General features: G+C 42.9%; 17 protein-coding genes. 11 read left to right on the top strand and 6 right to left on the bottom strand.

The window, feature by feature from the left end; genetic code table 11:
* The first annotated feature begins 316 nt into the window (after positions 1-316).
* The 8 genes from J7K40_10455 to J7K40_10420 all read left to right on the top strand — a co-directional run bounded on the left by J7K40_10455 (position 317) and on the right by J7K40_10420 (position 9755).
* Positions 317-1432, top strand: a complete 1116-nt coding sequence (locus tag J7K40_10455) for an SPFH domain-containing protein (protein MCD6162820.1) — start codon at positions 317-319, stop codon at positions 1430-1432.
* Entirely contained in the window at positions 1425-2807 is a 1383-nt protein-coding gene (locus tag J7K40_10450; protein ID MCD6162819.1) for a hypothetical protein, read from the top strand. Before J7K40_10455 ends, J7K40_10450 begins: the two co-directional genes overlap by 8 nt.
* On the top strand, positions 2804-3022 hold the full coding sequence (locus tag J7K40_10445; GenBank protein ID MCD6162818.1) for a hypothetical protein: 219 nt from the start codon (positions 2804-2806) through the stop codon (positions 3020-3022). The genes J7K40_10450 and J7K40_10445 overlap by 4 nt, the downstream gene beginning before the upstream one ends.
* Before the next feature lie 151 nt (positions 3023-3173).
* The gene (locus tag J7K40_10440) at positions 3174-4442 is read left to right on the top strand and encodes a hypothetical protein (GenBank protein ID MCD6162817.1); all 1269 of its coding nucleotides are present in this window, start codon (positions 3174-3176) and stop codon (positions 4440-4442) included.
* Between the two features lie 7 nt (positions 4443-4449).
* Positions 4450-6813: a hypothetical protein gene (locus J7K40_10435; protein ID MCD6162816.1), complete on the top strand. Its 2364-nt coding sequence runs from the start codon at positions 4450-4452 to the stop codon at positions 6811-6813.
* Entirely contained in the window at positions 6810-7811 is a 1002-nt protein-coding gene (locus tag J7K40_10430; protein MCD6162815.1) for a PorV/PorQ family protein, read from the top strand. The genes J7K40_10435 and J7K40_10430 overlap by 4 nt, the downstream gene beginning before the upstream one ends.
* A complete protein-coding gene (locus J7K40_10425) occupies positions 7808-8710 on the top strand; it encodes a PorV/PorQ family protein (protein MCD6162814.1) in 903 nt (300 codons plus the stop codon). Before J7K40_10430 ends, J7K40_10425 begins: the two co-directional genes overlap by 4 nt.
* Positions 8711-8921: 211 nt before the next feature.
* On the top strand, positions 8922-9755 hold the full coding sequence (locus J7K40_10420; GenBank protein MCD6162813.1) for a DUF4846 domain-containing protein: 834 nt from the start codon (positions 8922-8924) through the stop codon (positions 9753-9755).
* Positions 9756-9923: 168 nt separating this feature from the next.
* Here the strand turns inward: J7K40_10420 and J7K40_10415 are convergent, their stop codons facing one another.
* From J7K40_10415 to J7K40_10395, 5 genes are read right to left on the bottom strand one after another with little or no spacing between them, the layout of a single operon-like run.
* On the bottom strand, positions 9924-10766 hold the full coding sequence (locus tag J7K40_10415; protein ID MCD6162812.1) for a metal ABC transporter permease: 843 nt from the start codon (positions 10764-10766) through the stop codon (positions 9924-9926).
* On the bottom strand, positions 10759-11538 hold the full coding sequence (locus J7K40_10410) for an ABC transporter ATP-binding protein (GenBank protein ID MCD6162811.1): 780 nt from the start codon (positions 11536-11538) through the stop codon (positions 10759-10761). Before J7K40_10410 ends, J7K40_10415 begins: the two co-directional genes overlap by 8 nt.
* Before the next feature lies 1 nt (position 11539).
* On the bottom strand, positions 11540-12442 hold the full coding sequence (locus tag J7K40_10405; protein MCD6162810.1) for a zinc ABC transporter substrate-binding protein: 903 nt from the start codon (positions 12440-12442) through the stop codon (positions 11540-11542).
* A gap of 18 nt (positions 12443-12460) precedes the next feature.
* Entirely contained in the window at positions 12461-13783 is a 1323-nt protein-coding gene (locus J7K40_10400; GenBank protein MCD6162809.1) for a TldD/PmbA family protein, read from the bottom strand.
* Positions 13784-13792: 9 nt separating this feature from the next.
* Positions 13793-15295 (bottom strand): TldD/PmbA family protein, encoded by a 1503-nt coding sequence (locus J7K40_10395; GenBank protein ID MCD6162808.1) that lies wholly within the window; start codon positions 15293-15295, stop codon positions 13793-13795.
* 192 nt (positions 15296-15487) lie between these two features.
* On the opposite strand from J7K40_10395, the gene J7K40_10390 reads away from it, so the two are divergent.
* The 3 genes from J7K40_10390 to J7K40_10380 all read left to right on the top strand — a co-directional run bounded on the left by J7K40_10390 (position 15488) and on the right by J7K40_10380 (position 19972).
* Positions 15488-15961: a GNAT family N-acetyltransferase gene (locus tag J7K40_10390; GenBank protein MCD6162807.1), complete on the top strand. Its 474-nt coding sequence runs from the start codon at positions 15488-15490 to the stop codon at positions 15959-15961.
* Between the two features lie 119 nt (positions 15962-16080).
* Positions 16081-16383, top strand: coding sequence for a hypothetical protein (locus tag J7K40_10385; protein ID MCD6162806.1), 303 nt, complete (start codon positions 16081-16083; stop codon positions 16381-16383).
* 514 nt (positions 16384-16897) lie between these two features.
* Entirely contained in the window at positions 16898-19972 is a 3075-nt protein-coding gene (locus J7K40_10380; GenBank protein ID MCD6162805.1) for a fibronectin type III domain-containing protein, read from the top strand.
* 198 nt (positions 19973-20170) lie between these two features.
* On the opposite strand, the gene lepB is transcribed toward J7K40_10380, so the two are convergent.
* Entirely contained in the window at positions 20171-20833 is a 663-nt protein-coding gene (gene lepB, locus J7K40_10375) for a signal peptidase I (GenBank protein ID MCD6162804.1), read from the bottom strand.
* Between the last annotated feature and the right edge of the window lie 187 nt (positions 20834-21020).

Genomic DNA, 21020 nt, shown 5'->3' with positions numbered 1-21020 from the left:
GAAATCTAATTCCTCCTGTCGGCGGACAGGCATGAAATATTATGCAAAGCAAAAAGTAGAATGGCGATGTTTGCTGGAGTTTTCCAATGTCTTGTTGTTCTATGGGCTGCGAATCAAGCAAGTTTCGCTTGTTGGATAATATTTAAAGAACTCTATGAAAAAGGCCGGACAGTAGTGGCAATTTATCATCTATATTAATTTCATTGCTGTTCGGCCTTTAAGATGCATCCATAACAAGCCGATAATAAGCAGATAGGATAATTATATTTCAGGATACTGTTTAGCATAATAAATCATCACTGCGGAGGTTTGTTTTATGACAATGCTTATGGAAGTAATTGAATGGGTGGATATGAGCGGCAAGGACATGATATACCGTTTTCCCGAACAGGGTTCGGCAGACATCAAACTTGGCGCCCAGCTTATAGTGCGTGAATCGCAATCGGCTGTATTTTTCCGAAACGGTCGGGCATATGATGTAGTCGGTCCGGGACGTCATACATTAACAAGCCTGAATATCCCGCTTCTAACACGGGCGCTATCGCTTCCCTGGAATTTCAAATCGCCGTTTAGATGCGAGGTTTATTTCATTAATCATAAGGTTTTTACCAATTTGAAGTGGGGCACCAAAGACCCGGTCGCTTTCCGCGATAAGGAACTCGGACTCGTTCGTCTGCGCGGCTATGGCGCTTATACTTGCCAGGTTAATCAACCGATGCTATTCCTTAATTCGCTTGTTGGCCGCGAGTCGCGTTTTACCACCGATGACATCGAAAGCTATCTCCGTGATGTTATAGTAGGCCGCTTGAACGATATGTTTGGCGAAAAACTCCAGACGATTTTCGACCTTCCGGCGCAGTTCGATGAACTTGGCGTGGAGATAAAAGGCCGCATCTCTAATGATTTCACCAAATATGGCCTTAAACTAATCGATTTCTTTTTCATATCAATAACGCCCCCCGATGAGGTGCAGAAAATGATTGATGAGAAATCCTCGATGAAAGCGGTCGGCGATCTTGATAAATTTCTGAAGTACTCGCTGGCTAAGGCGATGGGTTCCGGCGGCGAATCGGCGCAGGCTGGCGCCGGTATCGGCATGGGCGCCGGCATCGGACTGATGGTTCCGGGGCTTCTGCAGGGCGCGCTGACGCCTCAGCAGCGCGATTTAAAATCGGAATCAATTCCTACTGTAACATGTCCCGCATGCCATACCGATACGCCGGAAAACTCGCGTTTCTGTTATAAATGCGGCCATCAGATGGTTGCTATCAACACCTGTCCTGCCTGCGATGCGGAACTTCCACCAGAGGCAAATTTCTGTCATGTTTGCGGCAAAAAGCTTGGCGAAAAAACCATCTGCGGCAAATGCGGCGCCAAACTTCCGCTGGGTTCAAAGTTCTGTACCAATTGCGGCGAAAAATTAGATGGCTGATTTTCAGCTTATCTATAATTGCCCCGGCTGCGGAAAGCCCTCTCAAGCGCCAGAGGGGACAATGACCAACAGATGCGAATATTGCGGTCTTATAGTCAGAATCGGCTCCCCTCATAGAGTATTAAAATACTTCTACTCCTCGAAAATTGATGCTTACGGCGCGCGAATGGCGGCTGACCGATACCTTAAAAGCAAAGGTTTATCTCTAACCGGCAGCATAGAGAAAGCGGAATTTTTCTACTTGCCGTTCTATCGATTTCGTGGCATGGCATTAGATTACCTGGCTCCCTCAACGGAAATAATAGAGACGTCGGATGGCATGCCAATGCCTGTAAAAACCAAATTCAAACTTAAAGGCAAAGACTTCGATGTTACAACTCCGGCCTTTTCAAGCGATGAATTCGGCATAACATCATTGGGGATACGACCGCAGGCTGCAGCACTGTATGCATTCAGCCGCGAGGAGATACCATCTGAGGCGATTGTTGTCGGGTCAGATATAACTGCTGCTCATGCCGAGAGACAGGCGATGGATCTTCATAGACATAATATCGGTTTGTATAATAAATCGGAGGCGGTATGTTCGGCAATGATTGGCGAGAAAATTTCGGTTATCTATTTTCCGATATGGGCAATTACCCATAAAACAGACGGCGAATACAAAACAGTTCTCGTCGATTCCTTAGCTAAAAGAGGCTATGCTAAAATCGATAAACCATTTGAATATACAGGGAAAAAATCAATCGAACAAAACTCCCAATTTATAAAACCCCTGAAACATCAATGCCCAAATTGCGGAGCGGATTTAGAGGAAAAACGTTTCTCGCTTTTTTATCAGTGCGTCAATTGCGATAGAGCTTATCTTATAACCGACGATGGCTACAGCCAGATACAATGTCAAGCTGCCGAGGAGCTATTATGCGCGCCATATTGGCGATTCCCACTTGAATTTAAGCATAAAACCCGGTATAAAACAGTTCGTGATTTCAGCAAGCTTTTAACAGCGGAGATTGCGCTTTTGCGTAAGGAAAAACAAGAAAACAGGTTTTATCTTTACAGCCCGGCTTTTAAGGCCGCTGATGTTGTTCGTTGGGCAAAAAAAGCGATTTCAATTTTGAAAACTCAACCGCATGCTAAACTGAAGAATAAACCGCCGGCAAAGGGACTGGATTTTTATATTGATGAGCCGGAGGCTAAAGAGATGGCGGTCTTTCTATGGCAGATGAGTGCAGTGAAATATGCCAGACTTCAGGGACCGGATTTTCGTTTTACCGAATCTGATATGCCAGCCGGTGAAATCGTCTGGCTTCCAATAAAGGATTATCAGCTTTTAGATATGGCAAGCAGGTTTAAAGAGGTTAATATACAACAATGAGCAAATTCGTTGGCATTATCGATATTTGCGCCAATACTGTATTACGTCTTAAGGTTGATATTAATGACGGCATTAAGATAATATCAGACAACCGCTTTCATTACCGTGCTGACGGCGCAATTCTATTGATATTTATTAAAAATTTTGGTTTTGAGGGAAGGCGGGTCTCAATAAAGGGCTTTCGCCGCGGACTTTTATGGGAACATTTTGGTTAATTAAACGCTTGACAATAGTAGTGATACTGGTATTTTAAGGTTTAAATTTTGGAGGATGTCTGATAAGTTTGTTAATGGTATGATTGAAGCAATTAAAAGTTTCAAATTTAATAATAGCTTTTTGGCCGGAAAGAACAGGAGCTTATCAGGCATGAAAAACAATACCAATTCAATATCGTATTATGTTTTTATATTTCTTGATATAGCAATGATTAGTATTTTTATTGGCTGTAGTTGTAATGGAGATAATCCTATTACTGATTATATGCCTGAAATTATTGATGCCGATGCGCCTTTTTACATTACTGCGGGCACTCCAATATCTTATCCCTTTTATGCTTTTGTCAGCGACCCTCAGGGACTTGGGGATATAGATATAGTTTACATTACAATAGAGCGTCCTGATGGTTTGTTCAATCCCGATACATTATTCATGCATGATGATGGATTGAATATCGATACAACTGAAAATGACGGCGTTTATAGCTATGCTCTTGATGAGGACGAGCTAACTATATTTGAAGTCAATGGCAGTTATTTATTTCATTTCCATGCCAGCGACCAGGATGGAAATTCGGCGGCACCTGTTAGAAAAATGGCAGCTGTAATAGTGCAGCCATCTCCGGTTATAATAAGCTTAACAGCCCCGGCTCTCATGCCATTAGGATTTCCTGATACTATCGATATTTCTGTTATAGTCGATGATTTACAGGGGCTTGATGATATTGTGAGCGTGTATTTCACTATCGAGAAGCCTGATGGTTCGCTGATGCCTGATACATCTTATATGTTGGATGATGGCCAAGGTTGTGATTCAATCGCCGGTGATGGAATTTTCAGTTATTGCCTGACAGGCATCGATACATCCGAATCGGCCGGAGTTTATATCTATTATTTTACGGCTCGCGATAGCTCCGGCAATCCCGGAAATGTAATAGAGCATACTATATATATGAGCGATGTTAATCCCCACGTCTATAATTTAATTGCTCCCGATTCGATTATTAGAAGTTATGACAGCTCGTACTTTTTCATATCAGCTTACGACCCGCAGGGATTGAATAATATCGATCAGGTTTATTATACTGTTACCAAACCCGATGGCACTTCCAACGGAATCGGTTTTTTGATGACAGACAGGGGTGATAATGGCGATTCGGTTGCCGGTGATGGCATATATGTTGCCGGCTTTACCGGTCCAACTCCGGAAAACCAAGCTGGCGATTACATTTTCCATTTTACGGCAATTGATGATCAGGAAAATCAAGCAAATTTGATAAATCATGTTGTTACTGCCTATGATACAACATCGTTATATATTTATAAGCATGGAAATAATAATATGAAAATAAATGAATGTGAATTTAAACAGCCTGATACATTAGTAGAAGCAAAAGATTTCTTTAGGCAATGGCAATGAGGTGTTAATGAAGTTTACTGTTTTAATTGTTACAATATTAACTGCATCGGCAATGGCTTTTATGAATTCGACTTTCGATGATGCCTATCAAGGATTGACCTCCAATTCTGTCATCGAGATAGCCTACGACTCGAATGGTGTCTGGCTCGGCACAGCCGGAGGCGCATCATATACTACCGACAACGGCGCCACCTGGCAGACATTCAGGGCGGGTTCGGGATTGCCAACCGATTTGGTATCGGCTCTGGCGGCAAATTACTACAACGACACCCGCTATGTGTGCGCAGCGACTATTCATACCGAAGAATACGCCGGAACCGATAATGAATACGGCGACGGCATTTCAATAACCACCGATGACGGCGCCAACTGGGTTACAGAAACTCCACCGTCAACAAACTGGGTTGGTATGTTGTCTTGGGATTTGGATATTTATAAAGATGACATATACAGCGCCTGCTGGTATGGCGGCTTGCTAAGGTCAACCGATGGGGGACAGCTTTGGGAAAACCTGTATCTTAATGCATCAGACAGCATAGACTTATGGATTGACAGCACTTTTTATAATTATACCAACTACTATTTCTCGGTAAAAGTCGATACGACGCTGGCGCCCGACACAATATCGGTTTTTGCCGGAACCGCTTATGGAATTAACCGCTTTGTTTTTACCAGATATGATGTTCCTAATACCAAGCAGGATACTGCCTGGCAGATAGCGCATAATCCGGTAGATACGGAAAACAGTATTCCCGGCAATCATGTCGTTGCGCTTGATGTACATGGCAGGCCGGGACGCATATTTGATGTCTTTATTGATGGCAGTTGCGCTTATGTCGCGCATGGCAGCGAGGGATTGATGATAGTTAGTATCAGCAATTTATCGAACCCTTCTTTTATGGGTAGTGTCAACACGCCGGGGCGGGCGCACGGTGTAGCAGTAGATAGCAGCTATGCCTATGTTGCCGATTATAATGAAGGCTTACAGATTATCGATATAAGTAATCCAAATAACCCAAACTTAATTGGAAGCTATGATACTGATGGTCATGCTCTTAATGTATCGGTCGCCGGCAATTATGCTTATGTTGCCGATGATAATTCGGGGCTGGCAGTAATTGATATCACCGACCCGGCAAACCCGACGCTTGATACTATCTATACGCCAGGCTCTGTTAAGGATGCTTTCATCGACAGCAATTATGCGTATGTTGCCGCCGGCAGCGACGGTTTAGTTATCTACGATTTAGCAGCTCCTCCCGAGTCGGCATTGTTGGGAACTTACGATTCATTAACCAATGTTTATAGCGTTTTTGTCGATAGCAATATAGCATTTGTAGCTGACCTCGATTCCGGTCTTCAGGCGATTGATGTATCCGACCCGGCAAATCCTGCATTTATAGCTGGCTATAATGTTGATGGCAAAGCGCGGGATGTTTATTATGACAGCGGCAGCGATAGCGGCTATATTTATGTTGTTGATGAATTTGCCTTAAGAGTGTTTCAGTTGCCAGCCGATGGCGGTGATACTTTAAGCCTTGAGCTTGTAGGGCAATATTACACTCCCGGCTCTGCTGTCAATATGGCAATCTCCGGCACTAATGCTTTTATCGCTGATTTATACAATGGCTTACAGATAGTCGATATCGGCGACCCAACGCTTATGACATTTACCGGTAATTTCGCGCCGGTTTGCTCGACATATATCTGGGCTGCCTGCCGTGTTGGGGTTACAATCGGAAGCAGTGATACGCATCAAAAATATGCCGTTGCTTACTCTGTAGATTACGGCAAAACCTGGACCACTGTTATTGACGAAGCCGCTTGGGATTTCGCCTTCTTAGGCGATACGGTTTTTGCGGCTACCAATAATGGGTTATATTACAGCGATGATTTAGAAAACTGGGATGTGCTTAGTGAGGCTGAAGATTCGACTGGTACAAGAGTATATTATCCATCAGGGTTTTATGCTGTGGAAACAATCGGCTCTGCAATATGGGCTGGCGGCGCTGATGGCACTATTCGGATTGCCGGAAGCGATACCAGCGTTTTCCGCTCACAGCTTTACGAGGATGACCATTACGCGTACCCCTCGCCATTCTCGCCGATAGAATCAACCCGTAAGGGAGCAACAATCCATTACAAATTAGAAGCAAGTGCAAATGTTACTATTAAGATATACGATTTTAACTTAGACCTTGTCAGAACCGTTGTCGATAATGAATCGCGCCCCGGTGATGTAGAGATTGATACTGATGTCTGGTTTGGTAAAAATGATAATGGCGAGCTGGTGGCTAATGGCATATATTTTTACAACATCAAACGTGATTCCGGCGAAGACTGGTGGGGAAAGGTGGTTGTGATAAAATGAGAAAGATACTGATAATATCAATTTTGCTCTTGCTGATTGCAAATATATCGTTTGCTGATGATGAAGCAGGCAAAGCCGGTCAAACAGGCGCCTTTTTGAAATTTGGTCTTGGCGCCAGAGCATTGGGAATGGGCAATGCTTTCTGCGCTGTGGCTGAGGGTATTGACGCCATACATTACAATACCGCCGGCGCGGCTTTTATCAAGGAGAAACGAGTGGGATTTGCCTACCACAGCCTATCTTTAGACCGGAATTTGAATACTGCCTCTTTCCTTTCATTGGTGCGCAATCAGGCAGTGATGGGGCTTTCATGGATAAACAGTTCTGTTAGTGATGTTCCGATGCGCAATTCCGACAGAACGCTCTATGGTAATATGGCTAACAACGATAATTTGTTTACCTTGATATTTGCCAAAAAGGCAAATAATGACTTTTCTTTTGGCGCCAACTTAAAATATATTCAATCCAAATTAGATAATTTAACTTCAGGGGCAGTCGGCTTGGATGCAAGCGGGCTGTTCAAATTTGCGAAATTTTATGCTGTCGGCTTATCGGTTCAAGATATTGGTTTAGAACATCGATGGGATTCGAGTAATTACTGGTCGGGCAACAAAGGCGCGGTATATAACGATCCATTCCCATTGCGCATAAGAAGCGGACTTTCAGGTTCGTTTATGAATAATACGATTATTACCGCGGTAGATATTGTTAAAATCGAACATCTCGATATGAAATATTATGCCGGTGCAGAATATTGGATTTTAAAGCAAGTCAATCTGTTTGGGGCTGATGAAGAATCCGAGGATGAATCTATCAGCACATCGGTTGATAGAAGGTTATTAGGATTAAGAGCGGGCTATTCTGACGGTTCGCCTACATTCGGTATGAGCTTATACTACCCCTATGGTAATTTGCACGGCGGTTTTGATTATGCCTATATGGCGGGCAAGGTTGATGAAAACTCCTATCATGTTTTTACAATGAGGGTATTGTTTTGAGAATAAAAATAATCTTAATGATATTAGCGGCAGCAATTTTAGCTATTCCGGAACTAACGGCTGCATCGGCAGGAAGTTCGAGCTTTATTTTTCTGCGTATAGGTTCCGGGTCTCGTCCGGCCGCTCTATCTGAGGCGGTAACAGCCTCGGGTGTTGATATATCCTCATCATTTTATAATCCGGCATTATTGCGGTCATTCGAGGGAAATAACCAGGCTGTTTTTATGTATAATTCTTATTTTCAGGATGTTTCTCAAAACTATCTTTCTTTGGCTGCAAAAGGCAAAAGATATTCGCTTGGCGGATATTTATGGCTTGGCAAGGTAGGCGATATCGAACGAAGGACGAATCCCTCAGCCAACCCTGATGGGCTTTTTGATGAGAACCATTTTGTTGGTTCTTTCGGTTTTGCCTATGATTTTGACTATTTAGACTTTGGCCTGTCGCTAAAGTATGCTTATGAGAAAATCGATTATTCCTCGGCAAACGCTGTTATGATAGATGCCGGTATATATGCGCCCCTCACTGATGAGTTAAGCATAGGAGCCGCAATGAAAAACCTCGGCACCGAACCGAAATTTGAGTCTGAAAGTTTCCCCTTAGCTAAGGAATACAGGCTGGGGTTATCATACAAACCGATGTATCTTAATCAGATGGTTGAGATTTTAACCGATGCGGTTTTTTACAGCGATACTGATTCCAAGATTAATTTTGGCGCTGAATATACTTATAATCGATATTTCTCATTGAGAACAGGCTATGGCATAGGTTGGGACTCGCGCGGAGTTTCAGTTGGCGGCGGCGTGTTTTACAATCAGTTCAAATTCGATTATGCTTTTGTGAATTACAAGAATGATCTGGGCAATACGCATCGGTTTACGCTCGTGGCCGGATTTTGATAGTTTGCTTTAACCATTCTTTGTTTCGATATTTATGGTTGGCATTCACCTTAGGCAAACCCCATCTGCCAATAGCAGGTCGGGTTCTGACCAAAGGGAAAAACCCGACATTTTATCTAAGGGAAAGAGGTTTGTATTGCTGCGAGAGGTGTCGGGTTTCTTGTTCGCTCCGCTCATCTGCCTGAGGCGGAGAAAACGACCTGCTCTTAACATCCTGAAAACATCTATTATAATAATACTGCTATCAATACCAGCATGCTCCCGGACAAATAATTATACTTGGCTCGATAGCTATGATGAATCAAACAGTATAGTTAATAGAATTCCCGTGCCTGATGGTTTCGAGAGAACAAACGCTGACAGTAACTCATTTGCCGACTGGCTAAGGCATCTCCCCCTGAAAGAGGGCAAGCCGCCTGTGTATTTATATAATTTGCAGGAAAAGAATAATCAGAAAGCTCATTTTGCGGTAATTGATATTGATGTTGGCAATAAGGACCTTCAACAATGCGCGGATGCTGTTATAAGGCTTCGCGCTGAGTATCTGTATTCAATCAAGGCATATGATGCGATTCATTTTAAATTCACCAGCGGCGACAATGCCGAATACAGAAAATGGATAAATGGTTATCGGCCTATTGTTAATAATAATCATGTTAGCTGGCAATTGTCTGATGACATAGATTCGACATATAGCAATTTCAAAGATTACTTGGAAACCGTTTTTACCTATGCCGGTACTCATTCTCTAAGCCGGGAACTTCAAGACGTAGAAAATAGCAGTGATATTCAAATAGGGGATGTGTTTATTAATGGCGGTTTTCCAGGGCATGCTGTAATTGTCGTGGATGCGGCAATTGCTAATAACTCCCGAATGAAATATTTTCTCTTAGCTCAAAGCTTCATGCCTGCTCAGGATATCCATATCTTAAATAATCCGCAAGATATTGACATCAGCCCCTGGTACTCTATTGATTTTAGCGATAGTCTTATAACCCCCGAATGGGATTTTCATATCTCTCATCTGAAAAGATTTAAAAGATAATACGAATTTGTAGCGACATAACATTGGAAGCCTAAACGCGTAGGGGCGTCCGCCATTGGCGGATACGCCCTCTTTTTTATTATTATGGTGGGCGGCACACGTTCTTAGCGTATAGAGTGGGCGGCACACGTCCTCGTGTGCCCCTTCATTATTCCCCTCTATGCCTTATCAGCTATCAGTTTTTGCCCCTCTGTGATTTATCACATAAGGCTTTATCAATAACGAAATAAAATACCCGATACAGGCAACAATAATAATTGCCGCCCCGGATGTTATATTATATGCCGCTGATAAAAGCAAACCGGCAGTCGTAAATATTACTCCGATTATTATAGAAAAAACCATTGTCTTCCCAAGTGTAAAATTATATCTGATTACCGCCGCCGGCGGAATTGTCAACAATGCAATTACCAAGATAATTCCAACTGCCCTGATAAGTATGACAACAGTTAGGGCGATGAGACAGAATAATATGATATTGAGCGCCGTTATCGGAATGCCCGAAACCGCCGAATATTCCTCATCGAAAGTAAAAGCTTTAAATTCTTTAAACAGTACTAAAACGGTTGATAATATGATGACATCCAAAATAATCATCATAACCAAATCAGGTGATGATACTGTTAGGATATTGCCGAAAAGGTAGCTCATAAGGTTGGGCGCATAACCAGGGGTTTTATCAATAAAAATAATACCTATTGCCATACCGGCAGCCCACATAATCCCTATAAGAGTATCCTCGCGTTGACTGGCTTTCTGTCTGACAATAGCGATACCCAGCGCGGCGGCTATGCTGAAAACTATGGCGCCTATTATCGGATTAAAGCCGAAGAAATAACCTATCCCGATGCCGCCAAAGGCAGTGTGTGAGATGCCGCCCGATAGAAAAACTATCCTTTTGACTACAACATAGGTGCCGATAATCCCGCAAGCTATACTAACTAACAGCCCTGTCAGCAGAGCATGACGCATGAACTGGAATTGCCAGAGTTCGCTTAACGATTCAATCATTTGCAGTCCCATGATGATTATGTTTTTTTAACACTCGATGCGGGGCTCCATGTGCGATTAAATCAACCGGGCAGCCATAAGTGGATTCTATAGCTTCAGGCGATAGCTCCTTAGAACCATGATGATACAGTTTTCGATTTAAACAGGCAATCGACTTAACATGACTGGAAACAGCGCCGATATCATGCGAGACCAGAATAATCGATAATTTTTTATTAAGATTATAAAGCAATTCATAAAAATTATCCGCCGTTTCGATATCAATACTTGCAGTAGGCTCATCAAGAAGCAATACAATCGGCTGGGTTGCTAATGCTCTGGCAATCAAAACCCGCTGAATTTGACCACCCGATAGTCTGCCAATTTGCCGGCGTCTTTGTTCATACATCCCAACCTGTTGAAGAGCATAGGCGGCTTTCTCCTTATCGGTACTGCTATATCTTTTAAATATGCCGGACTTGTTTAATCTTCCCATCAAAACAACATCCCAAACATTAATAGGATAATCACGGTCAAAATGAGCGAACTGGGGAACATAGCCAAATGAAGAGCGCGTTTTTGATGGCGATTTACCATTCACTAACACTTTGCCTTTTTGCGGTTTAATCAAGCCGACTATTACTTTAAGCAGGGTAGTCTTGCCGCCGCCATTAGGTCCGATAATGCCCAAGAAATCCAGTTTTTCAACCTGAAAGTTGATGTCTTCCAAAACAACATAATTATCATACGATACATATAAATGCTGGAATTCAACGACGGGAGTATTTTCCATTTTATTGCATAGCCTTTGCTAATTTAATAGCTATCTCTCGCATGTTATTAATATAATCCTTTCCAAGCGAATCGATAAACTCTACTTCGCCGTTAATTTCCGAGGCTATCATACGGGCGCTTTCCGAGTTAAACTGCGGCGAGGCAAATACTATATTTATCTCCTCGCTTCTGGCGGTCTCGATTAATACTCTTAAGCTTGAAGCTCGCGGTTCTTTGCCCTCAATCTCAATAGGAATTTGAGTAAGCCTGTATTCGTTGGCAAAATACCCCCAAGCCGGATGAAACACTATGAACTTGCGGCTATTTTTTTTCTCAAACAGTTTGCTAATCTCTTGATTTAGATTTTCAAGCTGTTGTTTATAAGAGTGGGCATTTTTGAGAAACAGTGTGTCATATTCCGGGTATGCCTTAACGAAACCATCAACCATATTATCAATTATAATCATCGCATTTAACGGCGAACACCAGATATGCGGGTCTTGCATATGATGAGTCGAATGCTGGTCATCATGATGGCTATGAGCGCCGGATAGAATTTCAATCCCTTTCGAGCAGTTTATAATAACCATGCTTTCGTTTAAATCGGAGATTTTTCCCAGCCAAACATCCTCAAAGGGTAAACCGGACCCAAGTTTGAAATATAAAGGAATCCGACTAAGTATTTTCATCTGCCGGGGCGCAAGTTCATAAGTTGCCGGACTGGCTCCGGGCGGGATTAAAACCAGAATTTCAAAATCTAACCCGGCAGTAATCTGCTCTGCGAATTCCGCTTGAGGCAGTATCGTAACAGCGACTTCATGTTTTTCATCTGCGAATGTTAGCTGAGTAAATCCAATCGACATCAGAGATAGTAAAATCAATCCGACAATTATCGTATTTTGGCGATAGCCGATATGTTCCATTTTTAACTTAACTCCAATCTATGCGCCCACTTTCATCTTTTGTACCATTATAGACGGCATATTGAAATTATCATAGAAAGTAATATCATCACAAATAGCTTCAATCCTATTAAAAAGCTCATCGACGCTGGCGGCTAAAGCAACATTAGCTACAGGTTTTATTATACGACCATTTCTAACAAGCGTACCATTAATCCCCGCTGAGTACTGCCCTGTTATGCCATTTATTCCCCAACCCTGCGTTTGTTCGACTATGATGCCTTTTTTGCATGAGGCAACCACATCATCGAAGTTGTCATTGCCTTTACCGATATAGAAATTGCTCGCGGATATTTCGGGGAATCCGCTATAATCTCGTCTGTTTGCAGATGATGTGGATTCAACTCCTGCTTTGGCGGCAGTCTTAGTATCATACAATACCTCATTGAGAATTCCATTCTCGATAAGCGCGAGCTTTTTTGAGGCAACGCCCTCATCATCTGCCGGACGGCTATCTATACCGCGCGGCAAAAGCGGATTGTCATAGAGGTTGAATTTATCGACTGCGATTTTCCGGCCTATTTTACCGGCAAGAAATGAGGCTCCTTTCAAATAATTATCGCCCTTCAAAGCGAAAAACAATCCCCACAGAAACGATGGAACAGCGCCAGGCGTAAATATAATCTCATAATCGCCGCTTTCCACAACCGAACCGCCGATAAGGCGAACCGCTTTTGAAGCAACCTGATTAGCTATCTCCTCAGGCCCGGGAAGGTCATTGAAATACCTTGCGGAAAATTCTCCTTCACCGGGAAACATCTCATCCTTTTTTAAGGCTGTTGCCATTACACTGACCGTATATAATGTCGAATCATAACTCATCGCCGCACCATTTGTATTAACTATACTATGTGTGGCTAAAGTTTCATCGTATGAAACATTTGCCTTAGTAATAAGAGTATCATATTGCAGGGTTAACTGTTCGAGTTTGGCTAAATATTCGATTTTGTAATCGGTGGAAATATCAATAAACTCCGGATTGTATATATCCGGTTGGTGTTCGTAATTTTGCGTGCTCGGCAAACCGGTAAACTCATCCTTGCTGGTCTTTTTAACAAGTCTGGATAATCTGGAAATCATGCTGTCGATGGCTGTATCTGAGATGTCGGTAGTGTGCGCAAATGCGGTTTTGCCAAATGAAATATACCTGATGGCTATGCCGCCCGGCGCCGCTTTTGCAACAGTTTCTACTTTGCCGTCTCTTACGGAAACAAATAGATTCCTTTGCTTAAGTTGATATATCTCAGCCATCTCGGCTCCCGAACGAACGCATTTATCGAGAATTCTATTAATAAAATCCATGGTTGCCTCCTATGCCGCTCCGCCAACTGTTATTCCCTTAGCCACTCTGATTGTGGGCACTCCGGCAGTTACCGGCACCCACTGTCCTTTGCCGCAAATCCCCACTCCCAATTCAAGGTTATCCGCGACAGCGTCAATATTAGTTAACACATCGATTCCTTTGCCAATAAGTGTTGCCCCTGCCGCTGGGGTCGTTACTTTGCCATCCTCGATTAAATAAGCCTCGCGCACAATAAAATTAAACTGACCTGAGATTGTATCGACCGAGCCGCCCGAAAGAGCTTTTACGTATAGACCATTTTTAGTATCAGCGATTATATCATCATGTTTGGCATTGCCATTATCGAGAAATGTATTTGTCATTCTTGGAATCGGATAATGTCTGTAGGATTCCCGCCTGCCATTGCCGGTGGGCTTGGCATGCAGCATCTTTGCCGAAATTAAATCATGCATATAGCCTTTGAGGATACCCTTTTCGATTAGCACATTTCTCTGACCGATAGTTCCCTCATCATCAAATTCGGTAGTGCCGCGAGCATTAGGCCAGGCTGAATCATCAACCATGGTTACTAAGGGCGACGCTACTTTCCGGCCAAGTTTGTCTGAATATATCGAGGCGCCTTTATAGATAAAATCACCTTCAAGACCATGCCCGACCGCCTCATGAATCAACACGCCTCCCCAGCCGGGATGCATGACAACCGGCATTCCTCCGGAGGGGGCAGGTTTGGCATCCAGCATAACTACAGCCTCGGCGGCGGCTTTTATAGCGGCTTCCCTGATATTATTTTGCTCGAAAAATTCGAAACCCTGATGAACCGACAAACGGCATCTCCCTTTGTGACGAACGCCGTTTTTTTCAGCCAAGACTTCTATTACAAACCAGATAAGGGGCAATTTATTTTCGATTAGAAGTCCATTAGAGTTAATTATCTTACGTCTGCATATCTGATCATAGTAAGTAATATCGACCTGTTTTACATACTGGCTGAAATTTCTGGCGGCGTTGTCAGCTTCATTCATCAGTTCCATCTTTTTTAATTCGGGTATTGATTCAATCGGTATTTCGACTTTTACGGTGTTGGGAAAATCAGAGGCAATAGGTTCGGCGGTTTTAGAACCATGATTAGTTGAAGCGATAAAGGCGGCTGTCGAAGACGCCTCTAAGGCGCCGCTAAAATCATAGCCATTGATATAGGCATAACCGTTTTTATCCTCATCAACGGTTCTTACTCCAACACCGCCGGCGACGCCTGCTGTCGCGGAGGTAAATAACTGCTCGGACATTTTCAATCTTAGCGATGCCGTATCCTCGATGAATATCTCGGAAAAATCACCGCCGCGCGAGCGAGCGTTTTCAAGAATCGCTTTAATTTCCGAATCGCTAAACTCCCGTTTCACCGCCGGAGCGCATCCCATATTGTTTAACAAATTCAGAAGCATCGGAGCGCTGACAGCGGATACGGATATAATGCCGGTCTTTTTTAGAAAGTCCCGTCTATTCAATGCCATAATCCCTCCGTTATTCTGACCAATTTAAATATTCTGGTCATTGAGTTTATTAGAAACATATCATACTATGACATGCAAAATAAATCAACAGCTTAACTTCATCATTTTATTTAACAAAGATGCCCGAATGGTTAATAATGTATGCGGATATCGATATAATTATATTTCATTTTACTAAGGAATATCAATAGGATGAATAAAATCATTTATCGAAAATGTAAAACAAAGAAATTACTTCCCGCTATAAGACTAATGAGCGCCAGTATTAATCATCTCAGACGGCAAACCGGAAAAGAACCGTTCAGATGGCAAATTAATGAAACGCCGCCTTTCGTTGTTCACCTTCAAAAAACAGATTCGGATACATTTTACTGCGCCTATAGCGGCGATAGAATCGTTGGTTTTGCCGGCGCGATTGTCCGAGGCAGACAATGGCATCTTGCCTGGCTGTTTGTGCATCCGAAGTATCAGGATAAAGGCATTGGCAGAAAACTTCTCGATAAGGTCTGGCGCGATGGCCGCAATATGACTCATTCTCTATGCACTTTTGCTTTCAACACTCAGGCAATAGGTCTATACAGCAAATTCGGCATGGCGCCGCTCTCCAGCCTTCCCTGGATGAAAGCCGACCCGGCTAAGATGAAACCTATAAAAGCAACAGGATAAAAATTATTGATGTTCATACTCAGGCTGACATTGCTTGGATAAACAAGCTTGAGAGCAAAATAAGAGGCTATTCCCATTCCAGCGAATGGAAATATTTCACAAAAAGCAAATTCCATAAATTGTATATCTTCAAATTTCGCGGGCAAAGAATTGGCTGTAGTCTTATTGTAAAAAACTGTGAAATTGCGCCGGCAGGGGCAATCTCAAGCGATTACCTTCAAAAGGTGATGGCTGAAACGCTTCGACTCGTCAAACCCAAAATAAATGATAAAATCATGCTCTGGTGTCCGGCTGATAATATCAGATTGTATAATTTTTTAATTGATATCGGATTTCGGATTGACGAGATGGATCTTTTTATGTCCGATATGCCATATCCCGACTGGCAGCGATATGTTCCGGCTGCTCTTGCGGTACTTTAACCCTGATTATTCATAAACTCCAGCATACGATACTGCAATGTGTAAATAAGTTTTGTGGTTTTGCAGGTCAATCCGCCTAAGACGGACTTGTGGTTTTAACTATTTATCTGCCCTTTGTGGTAATGATTTCAATGTCGTCAGGAAAGAGTTCCTTACGACGCGAGAAACATTGTATGTGACTGGCAGACGTCCTCGTCTGCTGTAAGATAGATAAGAAGCACACGAGGACGTGTGCCGCCCGCATGATACGAGGAACTCGTTGAATCAACTCAAATTATAAAGAATTTGCCGGTTTTCCCAAGAAACTCCTGACTGTTTATTGTTTAATTATGAAACAATGCCCAGAAATAATACAGGGTTTATAGCGATAATATAAGCCTCATAAGACCGATTGCGGACTGTAACATGATGGCACTGAATATGTTATAATTCTTTTAGACGAATGGTTTACTATTTGCATTTCATGCTGGAAGTGAATAGAAACAGGCAAGGATAATTAGCAATGAGGCATAAAATGAAAAGACAACACTTTTTTTGCCATTTATTAAATTATATAACCAATTTACCGGCAATAACTATAGTAATCTTTCTTATAGCCGCTACGGGCAATCTTATAGCCTCGGACGTAACCTGTTCAACAGTAACAATATATTGGACTGCGCCCGGCGATGACGATAATCAGGGTACAGCCAACGAATATGATATAAGATATTCAACTTCTGCGATTTCCGAGGCAAATTGGAGTTCGGCCATCCAGGTAATAAACGAACCTATCCCGCAATCATCGGGTATTCAGGAAAGTTATACTATTGAAGACCTTGAACCCGGCACAACTTATTTTTTTGCTGTTAAAACCTGCGATGAAATACCTAACTGGTCGGAGTTATCAAATATCGGCAATGCTACAACCGACAGCGATACCGAAGCACCTGCCGCAATTGCTAATCTTCTGGCCTCAAACCCAACACTAAATTCGGCGCTCTTAAGTTGGACTGCTCCGGGCGATGACATTAATCAGGGTACTGCCAATGAATATGATATAAGATATTCGACATCATATATTACTGAGGCTAACTGGAATTCGGCAATTCAGGTAGATGGCGAACCATCGCCGCAAACAGCCGGAAGCCCGGAATCATTTACAATTACCGGTCTTCAATCCAGTACTACTTATTTCTTTGCCATAAAAACCGCCGATGAAATGCAAAACTGGTCTGGTTTATCTAATATCACCAACACCAGAACGGATGATGAACAGAATCCGCCCGGCGCGGTGGTTGATTTGGCGGCATCCAATCCAACCGAAAATTCAATTACCCTAAACTGGACTGCGCCCGGCGATGACGGCAATCAAGGAACCGCCGCGGAATATGATGTCCGCTATTCAACCTCTATGATTACCGAGGCTAATTGGAATATAGCGATAATGATTTCGAATGAACCAACTCCCCAACCTGCCGGCAGTCAGGAGTCATTTGTCGTTGATGACTTGGAGTTAAGTACAACATACTATTTTGCCTTAAAAACCGCTGATGAAGTGTTCAATTTATCAGCTTTATCGAATGTAGCAGCCGGCACAACTGATAATGAACATATTGCGCCGGCTCCTATTGTCAATTTGCAAACAACAGATTCAACGGGAACATCAATAACCTTAGCCTGGACTGCGCCCGGCGATGACGGCAATCAGGGAACCGCCAGCGAGTATGATATTCGGTACTCAGTCTCGACGATTACTGAGGCTAACTGGAATTCTGCAATACAGGTTATCGGAGAGCCATCACCGCAAACAGCCGGCAGTCAAGAATCATTCGTTGTAAATGGTCTGGATTTGAACACCACATATTATTTCGCTGTTAAAACCGCCGATGAGGTGTCTAACTGGTCGGCACTGTCAAATATCGCCAGCGCCGCTACGGAAAACGAACAGATTGAGCCCGGAGCTGTGGCTGATTTAATAGCCGCTAATCCCACTGAGAATTCGATTACTCTCACCTGGACTGCCCCGGGCAATGATGGTTATGAAGGAACCGCCAGCGAATATGACATAAGGTATTCTACCGCTGTAATTTCTGAGGCCAACTGGGGTTCGGCTATCCAAATTGATAATGAACCGGCGCCGCAAACAGCCGGCAGTCAGGAAACATTTGTTATGAATGGATTTGATATCAATACCCTATATTACTTTGCGATAAAAACCGCTGATGATGTGCCAAACTGGTCGAGCTTATCAAATATCGCCAGCGAAACGACACTAAATGAACAGACTGCGCCGGCAAATATTGCCGACCTGCAAGCTTCAGATGTGACTCAATCATCAATATTGCTAACCTGGACCGCTCCCGGCGATGACGGCAATCAGGGAACCGCCGATAAGTATGATATAAGGTATTCAACAGCCATGATTACTGAAGCTAACTGGGACTCGGCAACTCAAGCAAATATGGAACCATCCCCGCAGACGGCAGGTAATCAGGAATCATTTACCGTGATTAGCCTTGATTTAAACACTATATACTACTTCGCAATCAAAACTGCCGATGAGGTACCTAACTGGTCAGGTTTATCAAACATCGCTTTAGATGCCACAGATAACGAACATATTGCGCCTGACCCGATAACCAACCTGCAGATTTCTAATCTGACTGAAAATACAGTTGCTCTTACCTGGACTGCTCCCGGTGATGACGGCAGTGCGGGAACTGCCAATCAATATGATGTTAGATATTCAAACATGCCTGTAACCGATGCCAATTGGGACTTTGTATCACAGGCAAGCGATGAGCCATCCCCGCATACGGCAGGCCATCAGGAAACATTTACTGTCAACGGTCTTCAATCTCAAACTACCTATTATTTCGCAATCAAGACCGCTGATGAGGTGCCGAATTGGTCTGGCCTATCTAATATCGTAAGCGGTACGACTCCCGATTTGACATTACCGGCGCCTATTTATGATCTTATTGCAGCTGCCGGAGAAAATGAAGGTGAGATTGACATAAGCTGGACCGCGTCGGGTGATGACAGCCTTACCGGTTTAGCCAGCGAATATATTATCAAAACCTATAGCGGATTGATTACTAATCTGAACTGGGACTCGGCGAATACTGTAGCCGATCCGCCCGTTCCTGTCGAACCGGGTTCGCTTCAAACCTTTACAATAACCGGACTGGAACCGGCGCAATTATATTTCGTGGCTATCAAAACTATTGACGACTATGGCAATATCTCGGCTATTTCAGTGGTTGATTCGGCGACATCAATGTTCGATTGGTCTCCGGACAGCATCGATGAAAATGCCAACTTGCCGGATGAATATGCTCTTGCCCAGAATTATCCCAATCCGTTTAATCCCTCGACAAGCATTAATTTTAGCCTGCCCGAGCCGGCGAACGTAAAACTTGAGATTTACAATTCGATAGGTCAGAAAGTAGCCACTCTAATTGAAGGCAATTATCCGGCTGGTTATTATACCGAACAATGGAACGGCAGAGGTTCATATGGCCAGACCCTTGCCAGCGGCGTATATTTTTATATCATTCAAGCCGGTCAATATGTTAGTACGAAAAAGATGATGTTTTTAAAATAGAATTTTCACTTAAATAGTACATCTAAAATGGGAAAGTCAGCGGTTCCGATTACAAAACAAAAAAACCGTCAGATTAAAATTCTAACGGTTTTATAACCGATTTACATCCTTGTTTATCGGTTTTATTTTAATCGGTATTTATTAATAATTTCTTATAGCAATGCCATGCCTGCGGCGGGCAGGTAGAAAAATGAAGCTCTAATCGGTTGAGGAACCGATGCGGCTCCAGCCAACCCGCGACGGAAAATGGAATAAATTATAGAACAATATCTTTATTGCCGGAAAAATATATGGGCTTTCCCATTCGGGAGAGTTAGGGTCGGGACGCCATGACCAATAGACAAAAAGCCCCTTCCCCTTTATATTTTCTATACTGACAACTCCAAAATCCCGCGAATCTTCAGCAACATCCCGGTTATCACATAAAATATATACAGCCCCATCCGGTACATTGACAGGACTCACGTAATCACGGTTAGAATAATCTTCAGGAATGATATTCAAATCAACATGTTTAATATTTTCGAAATCTGCAAATGGCTCATCATCTATATAGATAGACTTGTCTAATATTTCTATGGTTTGTCCTCCTTCAGCAACTATTCGACCGACTTTTAATTCGTCCATCTTGAACGGATGCTCAAAAACTACAATATCGCCTGTTTTTATATCAGTGAACTTATAAGCCAATTGAGAGGCTAATAAAAAATCGCCCTGGTAAAGCACATTTTCCATATCCGGAATCTTAATATGATGGGGGAAGATTACGAATATCCTTAAAACGAGACCGATAAGGAAAACAATGAGAGCGGCTTTAATAAGCTCGGAGTGTCTGGTTAGTGTTTTTTTTCTTCTTTTCATAGTATTATTTCTAATATTATTTTATCGGCAGGAGACTGGCGATATTTATCAAATTTTGCTTGTTATATAAATACAGACACTGCTGTCCGGCCTTTTTTATAGAGTTCTTAAAATAATACCCAACAATCGAAGCTTGCTTATTTCATAACCCATAGAGCAGCGGGATGTTGGGCGACTCCGATAAACA

It is taken from the genome of Candidatus Zixiibacteriota bacterium (genome assembly GCA_021159005.1).
Taxonomy (GTDB): Bacteria; Zixibacteria; MSB-5A5; order UBA10806; family 4484-95; genus JAGGSN01.
The sequence above is the reverse complement of the archived record's forward strand: the minus strand, read 5'-3'. Positions and strand labels throughout refer to the sequence as shown.

What these genes read in the sequence shown, in the direction of transcription:
- J7K40_10380 (MCD6162805.1), top strand. Translation starts at nt 16,898, where the DNA reads ATGAAAAGACAACACTTTTTTTGCCATTTATTAAATTATATAACCAAT.
- J7K40_10455 (MCD6162820.1), top strand. Translation starts at nt 317, where the DNA reads ATGACAATGCTTATGGAAGTAATTGAATGGGTGGATATGAGCGGCAAG.
- J7K40_10450 (MCD6162819.1), top strand. Translation starts at nt 1,425, where the DNA reads ATGGCTGATTTTCAGCTTATCTATAATTGCCCCGGCTGCGGAAAGCCC.
- J7K40_10395 (MCD6162808.1), bottom strand. Translation starts at nt 15,295, where the DNA reads ATGGCATTGAATAGACGGGACTTTCTAAAAAAGACCGGCATTATATCC.
- J7K40_10400 (MCD6162809.1), bottom strand. Translation starts at nt 13,783, where the DNA reads ATGGATTTTATTAATAGAATTCTCGATAAATGCGTTCGTTCGGGAGCC.
- J7K40_10445 (MCD6162818.1), top strand. Translation starts at nt 2,804, where the DNA reads ATGAGCAAATTCGTTGGCATTATCGATATTTGCGCCAATACTGTATTA.
- J7K40_10390 (MCD6162807.1), top strand. Translation starts at nt 15,488, where the DNA reads ATGAATAAAATCATTTATCGAAAATGTAAAACAAAGAAATTACTTCCC.
- J7K40_10405 (MCD6162810.1), bottom strand. Translation starts at nt 12,442, where the DNA reads ATGGAACATATCGGCTATCGCCAAAATACGATAATTGTCGGATTGATT.
- J7K40_10410 (MCD6162811.1), bottom strand. Translation starts at nt 11,538, where the DNA reads ATGGAAAATACTCCCGTCGTTGAATTCCAGCATTTATATGTATCGTAT.
- J7K40_10415 (MCD6162812.1), bottom strand. Translation starts at nt 10,766, where the DNA reads ATGATTGAATCGTTAAGCGAACTCTGGCAATTCCAGTTCATGCGTCAT.
- J7K40_10440 (MCD6162817.1), top strand. Translation starts at nt 3,174, where the DNA reads ATGAAAAACAATACCAATTCAATATCGTATTATGTTTTTATATTTCTT.
- J7K40_10430 (MCD6162815.1), top strand. Translation starts at nt 6,810, where the DNA reads ATGAGAAAGATACTGATAATATCAATTTTGCTCTTGCTGATTGCAAAT.
- lepB (MCD6162804.1), bottom strand. Translation starts at nt 20,833, where the DNA reads ATGAAAAGAAGAAAAAAAACACTAACCAGACACTCCGAGCTTATTAAA.
- J7K40_10435 (MCD6162816.1), top strand. Translation starts at nt 4,450, where the DNA reads ATGAAGTTTACTGTTTTAATTGTTACAATATTAACTGCATCGGCAATG.